The organism is Streptomyces sp. B8-7 (assembly GCF_058833805.1).
In genome coordinates this window covers 166,336-184,087 of record NZ_JBYRRL010000001.1, presented here as the reverse complement: position 1 = coordinate 184,087, position 17,752 = coordinate 166,336, and the positions used below count along the sequence as shown (strand labels likewise).

Below are 17,752 nucleotides of genomic sequence, written 5' to 3'. Positions count from 1 at the left end.
TCTTACTTCTCCTTCTTGGCGCCGTAGCGGCTGCGGGCCTGCTTGCGGTTCTTGACACCCTGGGTGTCGAGGGAGCCGCGGATGATCTTGTAGCGAACACCCGGCAGGTCCTTCACACGGCCACCACGCACGAGCACGATGGAGTGCTCCTGCAGGTTGTGTCCCTCACCCGGAATGTAAGCGGTGACCTCGATCCCGCTGGTCAGACGCACACGCGCGACCTTACGCAGGGCCGAGTTCGGCTTCTTCGGGGTGGTCGTGAACACACGCGTGCAGACGCCGCGGCGCTGAGGGGAACCCTCGAGTGCGGGCGTCTTGTTCTTCTCGACCTTGTCCTGCCGGCCCTTGCGGACCAGCTGCTGGATCGTAGGCACTACTTCTCCGGTTTCTGTGTGCCGATAGGTACAGCTAACCTGGAACGTCTCCGACCCACGCGGTCGGGTGTGTCGAATCCCGCAGACCTCCGCCGCAGGGCGGGAAGGGCGCAGATTACGGTGGCCGATCTCGACCCCCCTGCGGTTGAAGGCACGCACGAGGGCCAGGGCACACCCCAGGCACAAGGTCTGAGCGTACCTACCTCATTCGCTGCGGTCAAAACAAATGGAGAGACCGCGCAAAAGGGCGCGTACCGGACACCTGTCCGTACATGATCCACCGCGGCCCCCGGAGCGCGGTTCCGTGCACACCGGCCGGCCCCCGGGCGCGCCCGCGCACGCACCGCGCGGGCACCCGACGGAGGCCGGCGGCAGGCAGCGGCAGCGGGCAGCGCGCGGGGAACGTCCCCGGCGCGGGGGCCGGCTCCCGCCGCTCCGCCCGGCCCGCACGTTCACGCCAGCAGCACCGCCATCAGCACCAGGGACAGCAGCAGGGCCGCCCACGACCCGATCGCGATCCAGCCCAGGACCAGCCCGGTCAGCGCCGCCCCGTCGCCGCTCTCCCCCGTACGCCGGATCTCGGCCCGTGCCGCATGGCCGAGGATCACCGCGGGGATCCCGGTGAGCCCGCCGGAGAAGAACACCAGTCCGCCGCAGACCGCCGACGCCACGGCCTTGCCGTTGGTCCGGGGCACGGCGGCGGGGACGAACGCCGCGGGCACCACGCCCTGCGCGGGCGGCTGGTGCTGCGGTACGGGCCCCTGCGGCAGGTCGGCGACCAGCAGCGCCAGCTCCCCCACCGTCCGCGCGGCATAGGCCCGCTCCACCCGTTTCTCGAACTCGCCGCGCGCCAGCCGGCCCTCGCCGAACCCGGCCCGCAGCACGTCGACCGCCCGCTCGCGGTCGGCATGGGAGGCGAGCATCGACGGGGTGTTCGGCCCCGTCCACGGCTGCCAAGCGGGATACGACACCGACGAGCACCTCCCAAGACTGTGAGTACTCATCATGCTCCGAAGCAGTACCGCCGAGACAGCCCCGCTCCGCCCCGGACCACCCCGCTCCGCCCCGGAGCCCCCGGATCACACCGGACCGCCCTGGACCGCCGAGGACCGCCGAGGACCGCCGAGGACCGCCGAGGAACGCCGAGGAACGCACCGTACTCGGCCCCCGCCCGCACCGTATCGGCCACGGACCGCCCCGACCGGCCCCGACCGGCCCCGACCGTGCCGGACCGACCCGGGCGGCGGGCCCGGCCGGGTCAGCCGAGCGGCTCGGCAACGGGTGCGGGCCCGCTCGCGGGCCCACAGACTGATGGCCGTGTCCACGTCGCAACCGCCGTCCCCTCCCGGCCGTCCTCCCGACACCCCGCCGGGCGTGCCGCCCGATGCCCCGCCGCACCCCCCGCCCGATCCCCCGCCGCGGCCCTCTCCCACGTCGGCGTTCCTGGAGAAGGCGGCGTTGGTCGGGGCGCCGGGCGTCATCGCCTTCGCCCTGCTCTACTACTTCGGCAGCCTCTACACCAAGGCCTACTACTCCGCCCTCGGGGTGCTCCCCGAGGACCTCGGCTTCTCCGTCCAGGGCATCGTCGCCAACAGCACGAGCGCCGTCCTGCTGCCCCTGTGCGCCCTGCTGCTCGGCGGGCTGGTCATGTTCCTGGTACTGGGCTGGCTGGGACGTGCGCTGGCCGGGCCGGCACGCGCGGTCCGGCGCCGTGCGGCGATCACCTGGCTGCTCGTCTCCGGCGTGGTCATGATGCTCATCGGCCTGCCGGTGTTCTTCACCGACGTGTCCCTGTTCCCGGAGGGTCTGCCCCGCCGGTTCCTGCCGGGCCTGTCGGTGGTGGTGGGCGCCACCCTCGCCGTCTTCGCCGTCCATCTGCGTCTGGCGGAGGACGGCGGGGCCCGCGTCCGGAAGACCTCGCCCGGCGACCGGCTGTGGCTGGGGGCCGGCACCCTGCTCATCGGGCTGCTGACGCTGGGCCTCTTCTACGACATGGCGCTGTTCGTCGCCGACGTCGGCCGCGGCGACGCCATCCTGGACGCGGAGCAGGGCTATCGGGGCAACCCGTACGTGGTGGTCCACTCACGGGTGCCGCTGCGCCACAACGCGCCGGAGATCGAGTTCATGGACCACGGCAGTGCGAGCGCGCCGTTCCGCTACGAGTACCGGGGCTTCCGCATCCTCGCGAAGGCCCCGGCCCGCTACTACCTGATCTCCCACACCGCCCGCAGCTACGCCGACCGCCATGTGGTCGTGCTGCCCGACGACGGCACGGCCTGGCTGGAGATCCGCGCCGCGTGACGGCGGCCCGGCCTCCCTCAGGGGAGGAGGTCCTCGGCGGAGGTGGGGACGTCCGTGGGGACGTCGGTGAGTTCCTCCGGCGTCCGCTCCCCCGTCCCCGCGTCCGTGTCCGTGGGCCCCGGGGAGGCCGTCGTGGGCCCGGCGGACGACGGCGTCGGCGTCTCGCCCCCGACCGCCTCGCCCGTGATCGGGGCGACGACGGTGGAACCGTCGGCCAGCGTCACCGTGAGCTGCCCGGCGTACGGCCCGGGCCGGGTCGGCGTGTACCGGAAGGTCACCACGCAGCCCTCCGGGGGCACCTCTCCCCGGCACGTCTGCTGGAGCGGGAGGTTCTGGCCCTCGATCTCCGCGACGATGCCCTGCAGCGGGGTCGACGTCTGCGCTCCCCGGACCTCCACGGTGCCCTGTACCGGTTCGTCCGGTCGCGTCCTCCCCAGGCTGACCGCCCGCGCGGAGGGCGGTTCGTCGTCACTGCCCACGAAGATCTCGCCCTGCCCCTCCTGCCCGCCGGTCTCCGTGGTCCCGGTCCCGCCGGTCCCGCCGGTCCCGGTGGCCTCGGTGGTCTCGGCGGGCGACTGCTGCACGGCGCCGCCCCCGCCGCAGGCCGCCACCGTCGCCAGCGCGGCCAGCACGGCTGCCACGGCCAGGCTCCGGGCCGCAGCTGACGTCATGAGGTCCGCACCTCGGCTCCCCTCGGACTGGGTTCAGCGCACAACCTCGCACGCCGGCCGCCGGGACGGGGACGGCCGCGCCCGCGGCACCACGGCAATCACTCGAACGACAGACCCGAACAACGCCGAAGGGCGGCCACCCCTGAGGGTGACCGCCCTTCACGTCAAGCGGATGACCGCCTACTGGTTGTACGGACCGTAGTCGTAGTCCTCCAGCGGGACGGCCTGGCCGGAGCCGGTGCCGAACGGCGAGTAGTCGATGTCGTCGTAGCCGACGGCCGAGTACATGGCGGCCTTGGCCTCCTCGGTCGGCTCGACCCGGATGTTGCGGTAGCGGGACAGGCCCGTACCGGCCGGGATGAGCTTACCGATGATGACGTTCTCCTTGAGGCCGATCAGGGAGTCGGACTTGGCGTTGATCGCCGCGTCCGTGAGGACCCTGGTCGTCTCCTGGAAGGACGCCGCGGACAGCCACGACTCGGTCGCCAGCGAGGCCTTGGTGATACCCATGAGCTGCGGACGGCCGGAGGCGGGGTGGCCGCCCTCCTGGACCACACGACGGTTCTCGGACTCGAACTTCGAGCGCTCGACCAGCTCGCCGGGCAGCAGCTCGGCGTCGCCGGACTCGATGATCGTCACGCGGCGCAGCATCTGCCGGATGATGATCTCGATGTGCTTGTCGTGGATCGACACACCCTGCGAGTTGTAGACCTTCTGGACCTCGCCGACCAGGTGGACCTGGACGGCGCGCTGGCCCAGGATGCGCAGCACGTCGTGCGGGTTGGTGGCACCCACGGTGAGCTTCTGGCCCACCTCGACGTGCTCGCCCTCGCCGACCAGGAGACGGGCCCGCTTGGAGATCGGGTACGCCGTCTCGTCGCTGCCGTCGTCCGGGGTGACGACCAGCTTCTTGGTCTTCTCGGTCTCCTCGATCCGGACGCGGCCGGAGGCCTCGGAGATCGGGGCGACGCCCTTCGGGGTACGGGCCTCGAAGAGCTCGACGACACGCGGCAGACCCTGGGTGATGTCGTCACCGGCCACACCACCGGTGTGGAAGGTACGCATCGTCAGCTGGGTGCCGGGCTCACCGATGGACTGGGCGGCGATGATGCCGACCGCCTCGCCGATGTCGACCAGCTTGCCGGTGGCCAGCGAGCGGCCGTAGCACATGGCGCAGGTGCCGACGGCGGACTCGCAGGTCAGGACCGAGCGGGTCTTGACCTCGCCGACGCCGTTGAGGATGAGCTCGTCGATGAGCACGTCGCCCAGGTCGGTGCCGGCCGGGGCCAGCACCCTGCCGTCCACGACGATGTCCTCGGCGAGGCAGCGCGCGTACACGGACGTCTCGACGTCCTCCGCCTTGAGCAGGCCGCCGTCCTCGGTGCGGTCGGCGATCTGCAGCCGCAGGCCGCGCTCGGTGCCGCAGTCCTCCTCGCGGATGATGACGTCCTGGGAGACGTCCACCAGACGACGGGTGAGGTAACCCGAGTCGGCGGTACGCAGGGCGGTGTCCGCCAGACCCTTACGGGCACCGTGCGTGGAGATGAAGTACTCCAGCACGGACAGACCCTCACGGAACGAGGCCTTGATGGGACGCGGGATGGTCTCGTTCTTCGCGTTCGACACCAGACCACGCATACCGGCGATCTGACGCATCTGCATCATGTTGCCGCGCGCGCCCGAGCTCACCATCATGAAGATCGGGTTGGTCTTCGGGAAGTTGTCGTTCATCGCCGCGGCGACCTCGTTGGTCGCGTTGGTCCAGATCGCGATGAGCTCCTGCGTGCGCTCGTCCTTGGTGATCAGACCGCGCTCGTACTGCTTCTGGACCTTCTCGTCCTTGGCCTCGTACCCGGCGACGATCTCCTTCTTCGCCTCGGGGACGACGACGTCGGAGATGGCGACGGTGACGCCGGAGCGGGTGGCCCAGAAGAAGCCCGCCGCCTTCAGGTTGTCGAGCGTCGCCGCCACGATGACCTTCGGGTAGCGCTCGGCCAGGTCGTTGACGATCTGGGAGAGCTGCTTCTTGCCGACCTCGTAGTCGACGAACGGGTAGTCCTCGGGCAGCAGCTCGTTGAAGAGCGCACGGCCCAGCGTGGTCTTCAGCGTGAAGGTGTCGCCCTGCTGCCAGGGCCGCTCGCCCACGGTCTCGTCGGCCTCCTCGCCGGCCGGCGGGGTCCAGCCGCGCGGCGGGATGGTGCCCACCGGGAAGCGGATGTCCACGCGCGACTGCAGCGAGAGCTCGCCGGCGTCGAACGCCATGATCGCCTCGGCCACGGACGAGAACGACCGGTCCCCGCCCTTGGCCTCGCGGCCCTCGGCGTCGGTGGTGAGGAAGTACAGACCGAGGACCATGTCCTGGGTCGGCATCGTCACCGGACGGCCGTCGGCGGGCTTGAGGATGTTGTTCGAGGACAGCATCAGGATGCGGGCCTCGGCCTGCGCCTCCGCGGACAGCGGCAGGTGCACGGCCATCTGGTCGCCGTCGAAGTCCGCGTTGAACGCGGTGCAGACGAGCGGGTGGATCTGGATGGCCTTGCCCTCGACCAGCTGCGGCTCGAAGGCCTGGATGCCGAGGCGGTGCAGGGTGGGCGCACGGTTCAGCAGCACCGGGTGCTCGGCGATGACCTCTTCGAGGACGTCGTACACCACGGTGCGGCCACGCTCCACCATGCGCTTGGCCGACTTGATGTTCTGCGCGTGGTTCAGGTCGACCAGGCGCTTCATCACGAACGGCTTGAACAGCTCCAGCGCCATCGCCTTCGGCAGACCGCACTGGTGCAGCTTCAGCTGCGGACCGACGACGATCACGGAACGCGCGGAGTAGTCCACACGCTTGCCGAGCAGGTTCTGGCGGAAGCGGCCCTGCTTGCCCTTGAGCATGTCGGACAGCGACTTCAGCGGACGGTTGCCGGGGCCCGTGACCGGGCGGCCGCGGCGGCCGTTGTCGAAGAGCGCGTCGACGGCCTCCTGGAGCATGCGCTTCTCGTTGTTCACGATGATCTCGGGGGCACCGAGGTCGAGAAGCCGCTTCAGGCGGTTGTTGCGGTTGATGACACGGCGGTACAGGTCGTTCAGGTCGGAGGTCGCGAAGCGGCCACCGTCCAGCTGCACCATGGGACGCAGGTCCGGCGGGATGACCGGGACGCAGTCCAGGACCATGCCCTTGGGGCTGTTGGAGGTCTGCAGGAACGCGGAGACGACCTTCAGCCGCTTCAGGGCGCGGGTCTTCTTCTGCCCCTTGCCGGTGCGGATGATCTCGCGGAGGCGCTCGGCCTCCTCGTCGAGGTCGAAGGACTCCAGGCGCTTCTGCAGCGCCGCGGCGCCCATCGAGCCGTCGAAGTAGGTGCCGAAGCGGTCGCGCAGCTCGCGGTAGAGCAGCTCGTCGCCCTCCAGGTCCTGGACCTTGAGGTTCTTGAACCGGTTCCACACCTCGTCGAGGCGGTCGATCTCGCGCTGCGCGCGGTCGCGCAGCTGCTTCATCTCGCGCTCGGCGCCCTCGCGCACCTTGCGGCGCACGTCGGCCTTGGCGCCCTCGGCCTCCAGCTCGGCCAGGTCGTTCTCGAGCTTCTTGGCGCGGGCCTCCAGGTCGGCGTCGCGGCGCTGCTCGATCTGCTGGCGCTCGACGGAGACGTGCGCCTCCAGCGAGGGCAGGTCGCGGGTGCGGCGCTCCTCGTCCACGTACGTGATCATGTACGCCGCGAAGTAGATGACCTTCTCCAGGTCCTTCGGGGCGAGGTCCAGCAGGTAGCCCAGGCGGGACGGGACGCCCTTGAAGTACCAGATGTGGGTGACGGGGGCGGCCAGCTCGATGTGGCCCATCCGCTCACGGCGCACCTTGGCGCGGGTGACCTCGACGCCGCAGCGCTCGCAGATGATGCCCTTGAAGCGGACGCGCTTGTACTTGCCGCAGTAGCACTCCCAGTCCCGGGTCGGACCGAAGATCTTCTCGCAGAAGAGTCCGTCCTTCTCGGGCTTGAGGGTGCGGTAGTTGATGGTCTCGGGCTTCTTGACCTCGCCGTGGCTCCACTGGCGGATGTCGTCAGCGGTGGCGAGGCCGATCCGGAGCTCGTCGAAGAAGTTGACGTCGAGCACTATGCGTCAATCCCTCTCAGGGTCGTAAGTCTTGGGGTCTGAAACGGGGGTCCTGGGGCCGGCGGGCCTTGATCGCTCAAGGTCCGCCGGACTCCCGTCAGACCTCTTCGACGCTGCTCGGCTCGCGCCGGGACAGGTCGATGCCGAGCTCCTCCGCAGCGCGGAAGACGTCCTCGTCGGTGTCACGCATCTCGATGGACATACCGTCGCTGGACAGCACCTCCACGTTCAGGCAGAGCGACTGCATCTCCTTGATGAGCACCTTGAAGGACTCGGGGATGCCGGGCTCGGGGATGTTCTCGCCCTTGACGATGGCCTCGTAGACCTTCACGCGGCCGGTGACGTCGTCGGACTTGATGGTCAGCAGTTCCTGGAGGGCGTACGCGGCGCCGTAGGCCTCCAGGGCCCACACCTCCATCTCGCCGAAGCGCTGACCGCCGAACTGCGCCTTACCGCCCAGCGGCTGCTGGGTGATCATCGAGTAGGGGCCGGTCGAGCGGGCGTGCAGCTTGTCGTCGACCAGGTGGTGCAGCTTGAGGATGTACATGAACCCGACGGAGATCGGGTCCGGGAACGGCTCGCCGGAGCGGCCGTCGAACAGTCGTGCCTTGCCGGACGGCAGCACCATGCGCTCGCCGTCGCGGTTGGGGATGGTGTGCTGCAGCAGACCGGCCAGCTCGTCCTCGCGCGCACCGTCGAAGACCGGGGTGGCGACGTTGGTGCCGGGGGCGACGGAGTCGGCGCCGATGGCCTGCAGCCGCTGGGCCCACTCGTCGGCGAGACCGGAGACGTCCCAGCCGCGGCTGGCGAGCCAGCCGAGGTGGATCTCCAGGACCTGTCCGGGGTTCATCCGGGACGGCACACCCAGCGGGTTGAGGATGATGTCGACCGGGGTGCCGTCCTCCAGGAACGGCATGTCCTCGATCGGCAGGATCTTGGAGATGACGCCCTTGTTGCCGTGCCGGCCGGCGAGCTTGTCACCGTCGGTGATCTTGCGCTTCTGGGCCACGTAGACGCGGACCAGCTGGTTGACGCCGGGGGGAAGCTCGTCGCCCTCCTCGCGGTCGAAGACGCGCACGCCGATGACCTTGCCGGTCTCGCCGTGCGGCACCTTCAGCGAGGTGTCGCGGACCTCGCGGGCCTTCTCGCCGAAGATCGCGCGCAGCAGGCGCTCCTCGGGGGTCAGCTCGGTCTCGCCCTTGGGGGTGACCTTGCCGACGAGGATGTCGCCGGCGATGACCTCGGCGCCGATGCGGATGATGCCGCGCTCGTCGAGGTCGGCGAGGACCTCCTCGGAGACGTTCGGGATGTCCCGGGTGATCTCCTCGGGGCCGAGCTTGGTGTCCCGGGCGTCGACCTCGTGCTCCTCGATGTGGATCGAGGAGAGGACGTCGTCCTGCACGAGGCGCTGCGACAGGATGATCGCGTCCTCGTAGTTGTGGCCCTCCCACGGCATGAACGCCACGAGCAGGTTCTTGCCGAGCGCCATCTCACCCTGCTGGGTGGCGGGGCCGTCGGCGAGGACCTGGCCCTCGATGACGTGGTCGCCCTCGCTGACGATGACCTTCTGGTTGACCGAGGTGCCCTGGTTGGAGCGGGCGAACTTGGCCAGGCGGTACGTGATGTACGTGCCGTCGTCGTTGGCGGTGGTGATGTAGTCCGCGGAGACCTCCTGGACCACACCGGGCTTCTCGGCCTTGACGACGTCGCCGGCGTCGACGGCGGAGCGGTACTCCATGCCGGTGCCGACGAGCGGGGACTCCGCCTGGATCAGCGGAACGGCCTGGCGCATCATGTTCGCGCCCATGAGGGCGCGGTTGGCGTCGTCGTGCTCCAGGAAGGGGATCATGGCGGTCGCGACCGACACCATCTGGCGCGGGGAGACGTCCATGTAGTCCACGTCGTCGCCGGGGACGTAGTCGACCTCGCCGCCGCGGCGGCGGACGAGCACGCGGTTCTCGGCGAAGCGCAGGTCGTCGGTGAGGCCGGCGTTGGCCTGCGCGATGACGAAGCGGTCCTCCTCGTCGGCGGTCAGGTAGTCCACCTCGTCGGTGACCTGGCCGTCGACGACCTTGCGGTAGGGCGTCTCGACGAAGCCGAACGCGTTGACCCGGCCGTAGGAGGCGAGCGAGCCGATCAGACCGATGTTCGGGCCTTCCGGCGTCTCGATCGGGCACATGCGGCCGTAGTGCGACGGGTGCACGTCGCGGACCTCGAAGCCGGCCCGCTCACGGGACAGACCACCCGGGCCGAGCGCGGACAGACGGCGCTTGTGCGTCAGCCCGGACAGCGGGTTGTTCTGGTCCATGAACTGGGACAGCTGGCTGGTGCCGAAGAACTCCTTGATGGAGGCGACGACCGGCCGGATGTTGATCAGGGTCTGCGGCGTGATCGCCTCGACGTCCTGGGTGGTCATGCGCTCGCGCACGACGCGCTCCATCCGGGCCAGACCCGTGCGGACCTGGTTCTGGATGAGCTCGCCGACACTGCGCAGGCGGCGGTTGCCGAAGTGGTCGATGTCGTCGGTCTCGACGACGACGCTCTCGCCGCTGTCGCCGACCGTCTCCATCTCCCCGGCGTGCAGCTTCACCAGGTACTTGATCGTCGAGATGATGTCCTCGACGGTCAGGATGCCGGCGTCGAGCGGGGCGTCCGCGCCGAGCTTCTTGTTGACCTTGTAGCGGCCGACCTTGGCGAGGTCGTAGCGCTTGGGGTTGAAGTACAGGTTCTCCAGGAGCGTCTGCGCGGCCTCACGCGTGGGGGGCTCGCCCGGACGCAGCTTGCGGTAGATGTCGAGCAGCGCGTCGTCCTGGCCCTGGGTGTGGTCCTTCTCCAGGGTGGCGCGCATGGACTCGTACTCGCCGAACTCCTCCAGGATCTGCTCGGTGGTCCAGCCGAGCGCCTTGAGCAGGACGGTCACCGACTGCTTGCGCTTGCGGTCGATGCGGACACCGACCATGTCGCGCTTGTCGATCTCCATCTCCAGCCAGGCACCCCGGGACGGGATGATCTTGGCGGAGAAGATGTCCTTGTCGGACGTCTTGTCGATGGAGGAGTCGAAGTAGACGCCCGGGGAACGGACCAGCTGCGACACCACGACCCGCTCGGTGCCGTTGATGACGAAGGTGCCCTTGTTGGTCATGAGCGGGAAGTCGCCCATGAAGACCGTCTGGGACTTGATCTCGCCGGTCTCGTTGTTCGTGAACTCGGCCGTGACGAAGAGCGGCGCGGCGTACGTGAAGTCGCGCTCCTTGCACTCGTCGATGGAGTTCTTCGGCGGCTCGAAGCGGTGGTCGCGGAAGGTCAGCGACATCGACCCGGAGAAGTCCTCGATCGGGGAGATCTCCTCGAAGATCTCCTCCAGACCGGACTTGGTGGGGACGTCCTGTCCGCTCTCCAGAGCCTCCTCGACCCGACTCTGCCAGGCGGTGTTGCCGAGCAGCCAGTCAAAGCTCTCGGTCTGCAGCGCGAGCAGGTTGGGAACCTCGAGAGGCTCCTTGATCTTTGCAAAAGAGATGCGCAGCGGGGCGGTGCTGGCGCCGTTGTTCGTATTCGCGGTCGAGGCGGTGCGCGAGGCGGCCAAGAGGGGGTCCTTCCGAGGGCTCGGACTCACTACGCGCTCCCCGGCCCCTCGACCCACAAAGAGACAGAAATCCCAGGTCAGAGAGTTCTGATCATCAGTGCTGAGGTGAGGGCAGACCCCTGGTGACGGGCAGGGGGCAACTAACAGGCAGCGCAAAGGGTCAGTGTAGCCACTTGGCACACTGATGTCCAGTGCGGGTTTGCGCCCCGACCTCGGGAACCCTCGTTGTTCTCAACCCCTGCGACAAGGCCATGCCCTCAACGCACGTTGATCCTGCCCTCTTCGCCGTCGGTCCATGCCTCGGATTCGGACCGTTGTGACGACGCGTCCTGAGAATTGCGCGCTGCGTTCGGTTCGTCAAGGCCCCCTGGCCGGAACCAGGACGTGCGGGGACACGACGAAGATCACCATACCCGCCGCCACGTCGGGTGCAAGGCAACCGCGGCCCGCCTCCCGGAACGCCGAAGAGCGACCACCCGCATGGATGATCGCTCTTCGGTGCGTTCGCGTTACAGCCCCACGGGGCTGCGCTCGGCGCGCGTGAGTCCTGGCGGACCCGCTGAGGTCTTACTTGACCTCGACGGAGGCGCCGGCGCCCTTGAGGGACTCGGCGGCCTTCTCCGCGGCCTCCTTGGTGACCTTCTCCAGGACCGGCTTCGGGGTGCCGTCGACCAGGTCCTTGGCCTCCTTCAGGCCGAGGGAGGTCAGCTCGCGCACGACCTTGATGACCTGGATCTTCTTCTCGCCGGCGCCGGTGAGGACGACGTCGAACTCGTCCTTCTCCTCGACGGCCTCGGCGGCAGCGCCACCGGCGGCACCGCCGGCCACGACGACCGGGGCGGCAGCGGCGGCGGTGACGTCGAACTTGTCCTCGAAGGCCTTCACGAACTCGGAGAGCTCGATGAGGGTCATCTCCTCGAACTGCGCGAGCAGCTCGTCCTGGGTGAGCTTCGCCATGATGGCGGTCCTTCCACTAGATCGGCAGGTGCCGGATGTACGGGATGTGGCGGGCGTACGTCAGGCCCGCTGCGACCCTCGCCGCAGGGCGGCCAGGATCAGAAAGCGAGCCGAGTTACTCGGCACCGCCCTGCTCGGCCTGCTTGGCGCGCAGCGCGTCCACGGTGCGGACGAGCTTCGACGGCAGCGCCTGGAAGACGGAGGCAGCCTGGGACTGCTTCGCCTTGAAGGCACCGGCCAGCTTGCTGAGCAGAACCTCGCGGGACTCGAGGTCCGCAAGCTTCTTGATCTCGTCGGCGGACAGCGCCTTGCCGTCAAGGACACCGCCCTTGATGACGAGATCGGGGTTGTCCTTGGCGAAGTCACGGAGACCCTTCGCCGACTCCACCGGGTCACCGGTGACGAAGGCGACGGCCGTCGGACCAGCGAAGAGCTGGTCGTCCAGCGTGATCCCGGCCTCGTTGGCCGCAATCTTGGTCAGCGTGTTCTTCACCACGGCGTACTGGGCGTTCTCACCGAGCGAACGGCGCAGCGTCTTGAGCTGCGCCACGGTGAGACCGCGGTACTCGGTCAGCACGGCGGCGTTCGAGCTGCGGAACTTGTCCGTCAGCTCGGCAACCGCGGCAGCCTTGTCGGGCCTCGCCATAGAGCCTCGGCCTCCTTCCGGGTGATTCGGACCGCGCGGACCCGAAGGAGGACTGGGGAAAACGAAACGCCCCGGCGCAGGCGCACGGGGCGGACTCGACCGGCTGTGCACACGCGGTGCGCACTCCGGGAGCTCTTCCACTGTCACCTGCGCGGGTCGTCCGCATTTTCAGCGGATCCTTCGGCCACCGAACCCTCGAACGAGTGCACGGCAACGACCAGCGGTCTTTGGCTTCTGAAGGAGAGTACGCGACCGGATCGCCCCCAGGCAAATCCGGCCGTACCCCTGCGTCCGCGCAGGTCCCGGGCAGGCCCCGCGCAGGCCCCGCCCAGGTCCCGGGCAGGTCCCGCGGAGGCCACAGGGCTGCCCCGGGGAAGGTCCGGGGGCAGTCCCGGGCGAGGTCCCGGGCGAGGTCCCGCAGGGGCCCCGCGGCGGCTCGGGAGGCTCCGGGGCGGCCCCGGGAAGCCTCAGTCCCCGTTCAGCTCGCTCATCATGTCGGCGAGGTCCACGGTGTCCTCGGCGGCCGGGGCGGTCACCTTCACCGGCTCGTTGACGGAGAGGAAGGTGACGGTCAGGTCGAGACCGCCCTGGCCGGTGGCGGCGCGGGTGCGGAACTGCTTGGCGTGGTCCTCGCCGTCGACCCACAGGTCGATGTCCATCTCGTCGACGCCGAGCGACTCGTACCGCTCCAGGCTCTTCTCGCGCTGCTCACGGGTCCCGGCGTCCTCGTCCTCGATCAGGTCGCGCAGGCCGTCGAGGGTGACGGAGCCCCGGTAGTGCGTGGTCTCCACTCCCTCGACCTGCTCGGTGCCGACCTTCTCCACGTCCTCGGCTCCGGCCAGGAAGCCCGACTCGGCCGCGGGGTTCTGTTCCGCCTGGGCCGCGCCCAGCCCGGCGGAGCCCGCGCCGCCGGGCTCCTTCAGCTCGGACATGTCGAACTTCAGCCAGGTCTTGCCGTCCAGCTCGCCGGCGGCCTCGGCGCCTCCGTTGATGTACAGCGCGTCGTCGACCAGGCGTACCTCGGTCTCCCCGTCGGCCCCGGCCGTCGGGACGTCCACCGTCATCTTCATGCTCATGGCCATCGGGTCGACACTCATCGCGGCCGTGCCGCTGATCCTGCCCTGGCCGGGCACCGTGCCCTTCATGCGGTACGTCAGCGAGGTGATGTCCTCGGACTTCGCCGCGGCCCTGGCCACCGCGGCGACGGGCTCCAGCTCCGGCGACGCCGCACCGGATCCGCAGCCCACGGCCCCGGCCAGCAACAGCCCGGCGAGCCCTGCACCCGCGGCCCCTCGTATGCCACGTATGCCACGCGTGCCACGCGTCCGACGTATGCCACGTGTCCCACGTACCGAAAGCGCCATGGAGTCCCCCCACGAAATTCGACGTTCTGCGCAGTCCGGCAAGAGCCTAGTCGAGAGATCCGGAGGCAGCCTCCGATTTGCCGGCCGAGGCTCCGGGGCCCCTGCGCCCCAGCGAGGCACGCGGCGGCAGGCGCGGGCCGCCCGCACCGCCCGCACCGCCCGCACCGCCGGCATCGGCGACCGCGGTCCGCTCCACGAGGCGGGCGGCGTCCGGATCCCCGGCGTCAGGAGGCTCCGGGGGCGGAGCGCATCACGTCGGTGAAGTCGCGGGTGTCGGCGGCGGGGGGCGGCTCGACGTGGACGGGCACGCCGTAGTCGCCGTAGTAGCAGGTCTGGGTGAGCTCCCCGGTGGCCGTGCGGTCCTTCTCCACCTTCTTCACCAGCAGCCCGTCCGTGCCGACCCAGAGGTCGAGGGTCTGCTCGGTGACGCCCGCCCGCCCCAGGCCCTCGCGCAGCTCGCGGTCGCCGATGTCGGCGGTGCGGGCGGTCCCCCGGTACCGCGTGGTGCGCTCGCCGCGGACCGTCTCGGTGCCGACCCGGTGGACGTCCCCGGCGGCCAGCAGCAGCTCGACGGCCCGGTGCGGGGCGGCCTCGCGGATCTGCTCGGCGAGGTACGGGCCGGCCGCCCCGCCGAGTCCGGCCAGGTCGTCCCAGTCGTAGCGGATCCAGTGCCGGCCTCCGGCCTGGGCGGCGAACGCGTCGCCCAGCCGGGCGTAGTAGGCGTCCGGCAGATAGCGCGCCTGCATCGAGGTGGTGCCCAGCTCGCGCAGCGCGGCGGCGACGTCGCCGCCCGTGTAGCCGACGGTGAGGGTGCCGGTGAGGCCGTCCGCCCAGGCGAGGGAGCCCGAGGAGGTCATGGCGTCGTCCGGGCCCAGGGTGGTGGAGGACTCCACGCGCGCCGACCCGGCCTGCTCGGTGGCCCGCCCGGCGGCCCGCAGCGCGGCGACCGCGGCGGGCTGCGCGGAGGGCCTGCGGTTCTCGTGCCCGTCCCGGCCCTCACGGCCGCCTCCGGCCGGCTGCGCGGGCCCCGCGCAGCCGGCCGCGGCCGCGACCGCGACCGCGAGCAGCAGGGCTCCGAGCAGCCGCGCCGGGCCCGAGGTGCCGTTCCTGCGCGTCATCCGTCCGTCCTCCCCGTCACCGGCCGGTCGCCGGTCGCTGCCGGTCGCTGCCGGTCCCCGTTCAGACGCTAGCGCAGCCGGGCCCCGTTGCCGGTACGCGAACGGGCCCCGCACCCTCTCGGAGGACGCTGTTGGTTCAAACCAACAGCGTCCCTCTCGGAGGTGCGGGGCCCGTGACCTGCTTCAGCGAGCCTGAGGGGCTCAGACCGCCGCCGGGTCCTCCTCGACGAGGAGGTTGCGGGTGCGGTTCGGGTCGAGCGGAATGCCGGGGCCCATCGTGGTGGTGATGGCGGCCTTCTTGATGTAGCGACCCTTGGCGGCGGACGGCTTCAGACGGAGGATCTCCTCCAGGGCCGCGCCGTAGTTCTCCACCAGCTTGCTGTCGTCGAACGACACCTTGCCGATGATGAAGTGCAGGTTCGAGTGCTTGTCGACGCGGAACTCGATCTTGCCGCCCTTGATGTCGTTGACGGCCTTGACGACGTCCGGCGTGACGGTGCCGGTCTTCGGGTTCGGCATCAGACCACGCGGACCGAGCACGCGGCCGAGGCGGCCGACCTTGCCCATGAGGTCCGGGGTGGCGACGACGGCGTCGAAGTCCAGACGGCCCTTCGACACCTCGTCGATGAGCTCGTCGGCGCCGACGATGTCGGCGCCCGCGGCACGAGCGGCCTCGGCACGGTCACCGGTCGCGAAGACCAGGACCCGGGCGGTCTTACCGGTGCCGTGCGGGAGGTTCACGGTGCCACGGACCATCTGGTCGGCCTTGCGCGGGTCGACACCCAGACGGAAGGCGACCTCGACGGTGCCGTCGAACTTGGTCGTGGAGGTCTCCTTGGCGAGACGGACGGCCTCGAGCGGGGCGTAGAGCTTCTCCCGGTCGATCTTGGCGTCCGCAGCGCGGAGAGACTTGCTGCGCTTGCTCACTACTGCTCCTGAGGTTCTGAGGAGTCGTGGTCCAGGCCGAGCAGGCCCTGCCACTACTGCTGGTCTACGAGGTGGGGACTCAGCCCTCGACCGTGACGCCCATGGAACGGGCGGTGCCGGCGATGATCTTCTCGGCGGCGTCCAGGTCGTTGGCGTTGAGGTCGGGCATCTTGGTGGTGGCGATCTCACGGACCTGGTCACGCGTGATCTTCGCGACCTTGGTCTTGTGCGGCTCGCCGGAGCCCTTCTCCACACCCGCGGCCTTGAGGATCATCTTCGCGGCCGGCGGGGTCTTGGTGATGAAGGTGAAGGAGCGGTCCTCGTAGACCGTGATCTCCACGGGGATGACCCAGCCCCGCTGCGACTCGGTCGCGGCGTTGTAGGCCTTGCAGAACTCCATGATGTTCACGCCGTGCTGACCCAGCGCGGGGCCGACCGGCGGGGCCGGGTTGGCGGCACCGGCCTGGATCTGGAGCTTGATGAGCCCCGTGACCTTCTTCTTCTTGGGAGGCATAGCTCTCCGGGTCCTTTCGATTCGGGTCCTGCCCGCGCTCGGGAATCACCCGGACGCAGGCATACCGCACAACGATAGCGGGTATGGATGCGCGGCCAAAAACCGAGCAGGTCAGGCAAGCGCCCGACCTGCTCGGAAGCGGTTCGTCCGGAAGCACCTCCGAACGCATCCCCGGGGCACGTCCGGAAGCACGTCCCGAAGCGCGCCCGGGGGGTACGTCCGGAAGCGTCAGTTCTTCTGGATCTGGTCGAAGGACAGCTCGACCGGCGTCTCGCGGCCGAAGATCTCCACGAGGCCCTTGACCTTCTTCGAGTCGGGGTTGATCTCGTTGATCGTGGCCTGGAGCGTGGCGAACGGGCCGTCGGTGACGGTGACGGAGTCGCCCACCTCGAAGTCCAGCACCTGGACCTCGACCTTGCGCTGCGGCGCGGGCTTGCCCTCGGCCTCGGCGGCCTCGCGGGCCGCCTTCTCCTCGGCCTCGGGGGCGAGCATCTTGACGATCTCGTCCAGGGTCAGCGGGTACGGGTCGTAGGCGTTGCCCACGAAGCCGGTGACACCGGGGGTGTTGCGGACGACGCCCCAGGACTCGTTCGTCAGGTCCATGCGCACCAGCACGTAGCCGGGGAGCTTGTTCTGACGGATCGTCTTGCGGTCGCCGTTCTTGATCTGGACGACCTCTTCCTGCGGCACCTCGGCCTGGAAGATGTAGTCCTCGACGTTCAGGGAGACCGCGCGCTGCTCCAGGTTGGTCTTCACGCGGTTCTCGTAGCCGGCGTAGGTGTGGATGACGTACCACTCGCCGGGCAGGACGCGCAGTTCCTCGCGCAGCGCCGCGACGGGGTCGACGGGCTCGGCCTCCTCGGCCTCTCCGGCTTCCTCCGCCTGCTCGGTGCCGGCGTCGTCACCGGTCCGCGCCTCGTCGGCGGCCTCGGTGCCGGCGTCCGCCGCGTCGGCGTCGCCCTCGACGTGCAGCGCGGCCTCCTCGGCGGGCTCGCCCGCCGCGGCGTCGGCAGCCTCGACCTCGTCCTGGTCCTCGTCCGCGCCCTCGACGATGTCGAGCTCGTCGTCCACCGACTCCGCGGCCTCGACGGGCTCGACGGCGTCGTTCAGGTTCTGGTCAGACACGGTGGCTGCTTCTTCCTGGATACAGAGGGGTGGAACATGCGAAAGGGGCGCCGGTAACCGCGGCGCCCTTCGCTTCT

13 protein-coding genes are annotated in these 17,752 nt (G+C 69.8%); 1 reads left to right on the top strand and 12 read right to left on the bottom strand.

The features are described 5' to 3' along the window. Positions 1–2: 2 nt before the first annotated feature. Both rpsL and AC5K6T_RS00820 read right to left on the bottom strand, forming a co-directional pair. Positions 3–374, bottom strand: a complete 372-nt coding sequence (gene rpsL / locus AC5K6T_RS00825) for a 30S ribosomal protein S12 (RefSeq protein ID WP_003948652.1) — start codon at positions 372–374, stop codon at positions 3–5. A gap of 452 nt (positions 375–826) precedes the next feature. Continuing rightward, on the bottom strand, positions 827–1,345 hold the full coding sequence (locus AC5K6T_RS00820; RefSeq protein ID WP_493204807.1) for a DUF1707 and DUF4190 domain-containing protein: 519 nt from the start codon (positions 1,343–1,345) through the stop codon (positions 827–829). A 487-nt stretch (positions 1,346–1,832) separates the two neighbouring features. On the opposite strand from AC5K6T_RS00820, the gene AC5K6T_RS00815 reads away from it, so the two are divergent. Then, a complete protein-coding gene (locus AC5K6T_RS00815; RefSeq protein WP_493204806.1) occupies positions 1,833–2,675 on the top strand; it encodes a hypothetical protein in 843 nt (280 codons plus the stop codon). Between the two features lie 17 nt (positions 2,676–2,692). Here AC5K6T_RS00815 and AC5K6T_RS00810 read toward each other — a convergent pair whose 3' ends face one another. From AC5K6T_RS00810 to nusG, 10 genes are all read right to left on the bottom strand, one after another. Continuing rightward, a complete protein-coding gene (locus AC5K6T_RS00810; RefSeq protein WP_493204805.1) occupies positions 2,693–3,346 on the bottom strand; it encodes a hypothetical protein in 654 nt (217 codons plus the stop codon). 180 nt (positions 3,347–3,526) lie between these two features. Further along, positions 3,527–7,441 carry a DNA-directed RNA polymerase subunit beta' gene (locus AC5K6T_RS00805; protein WP_493204804.1) on the bottom strand — a complete coding sequence of 1,305 codons (3,915 nt, stop codon included), beginning with the start codon at positions 7,439–7,441 and terminating at the stop codon, positions 3,527–3,529. Between the two features lie 97 nt (positions 7,442–7,538). Next, positions 7,539–11,024, bottom strand: a complete 3,486-nt coding sequence (gene rpoB / locus AC5K6T_RS00800; RefSeq protein WP_493204803.1) for a DNA-directed RNA polymerase subunit beta — start codon at positions 11,022–11,024, stop codon at positions 7,539–7,541. 567 nt (positions 11,025–11,591) lie between these two features. Continuing rightward, positions 11,592–11,981, bottom strand: coding sequence for a 50S ribosomal protein L7/L12 (gene rplL, locus AC5K6T_RS00795; protein WP_493204802.1), 390 nt, complete (start codon positions 11,979–11,981; stop codon positions 11,592–11,594). Positions 11,982–12,096: 115 nt separating this feature from the next. Beyond that, entirely contained in the window at positions 12,097–12,627 is a 531-nt protein-coding gene (gene rplJ / locus AC5K6T_RS00790; protein WP_493204801.1) for a 50S ribosomal protein L10, read from the bottom strand. Between the two features lie 467 nt (positions 12,628–13,094). Then, complete coding sequence (locus AC5K6T_RS00785; RefSeq protein ID WP_493204800.1) at positions 13,095–13,991, bottom strand: SCO4651 family lipoprotein; 897 nt, start codon at positions 13,989–13,991, stop codon at positions 13,095–13,097. A 224-nt stretch (positions 13,992–14,215) separates the two neighbouring features. Continuing rightward, positions 14,216–15,109 (bottom strand): SCO4651 family lipoprotein, encoded by an 894-nt coding sequence (locus AC5K6T_RS00780; protein WP_493204799.1) that lies wholly within the window; start codon positions 15,107–15,109, stop codon positions 14,216–14,218. Between the two features lie 201 nt (positions 15,110–15,310). Next, complete coding sequence (gene rplA / locus AC5K6T_RS00775; RefSeq protein WP_493204798.1) at positions 15,311–16,036, bottom strand: 50S ribosomal protein L1; 726 nt, start codon at positions 16,034–16,036, stop codon at positions 15,311–15,313. 79 nt (positions 16,037–16,115) lie between these two features. Continuing rightward, complete coding sequence (gene rplK / locus AC5K6T_RS00770) at positions 16,116–16,550, bottom strand: 50S ribosomal protein L11 (RefSeq protein ID WP_006130605.1); 435 nt, start codon at positions 16,548–16,550, stop codon at positions 16,116–16,118. A gap of 228 nt (positions 16,551–16,778) precedes the next feature. Further along, the gene (nusG, locus tag AC5K6T_RS00765; protein WP_493204797.1) at positions 16,779–17,675 is read right to left on the bottom strand and encodes a transcription termination/antitermination protein NusG; all 897 of its coding nucleotides are present in this window, start codon (positions 17,673–17,675) and stop codon (positions 16,779–16,781) included. Between the last annotated feature and the right edge of the window lie 77 nt (positions 17,676–17,752).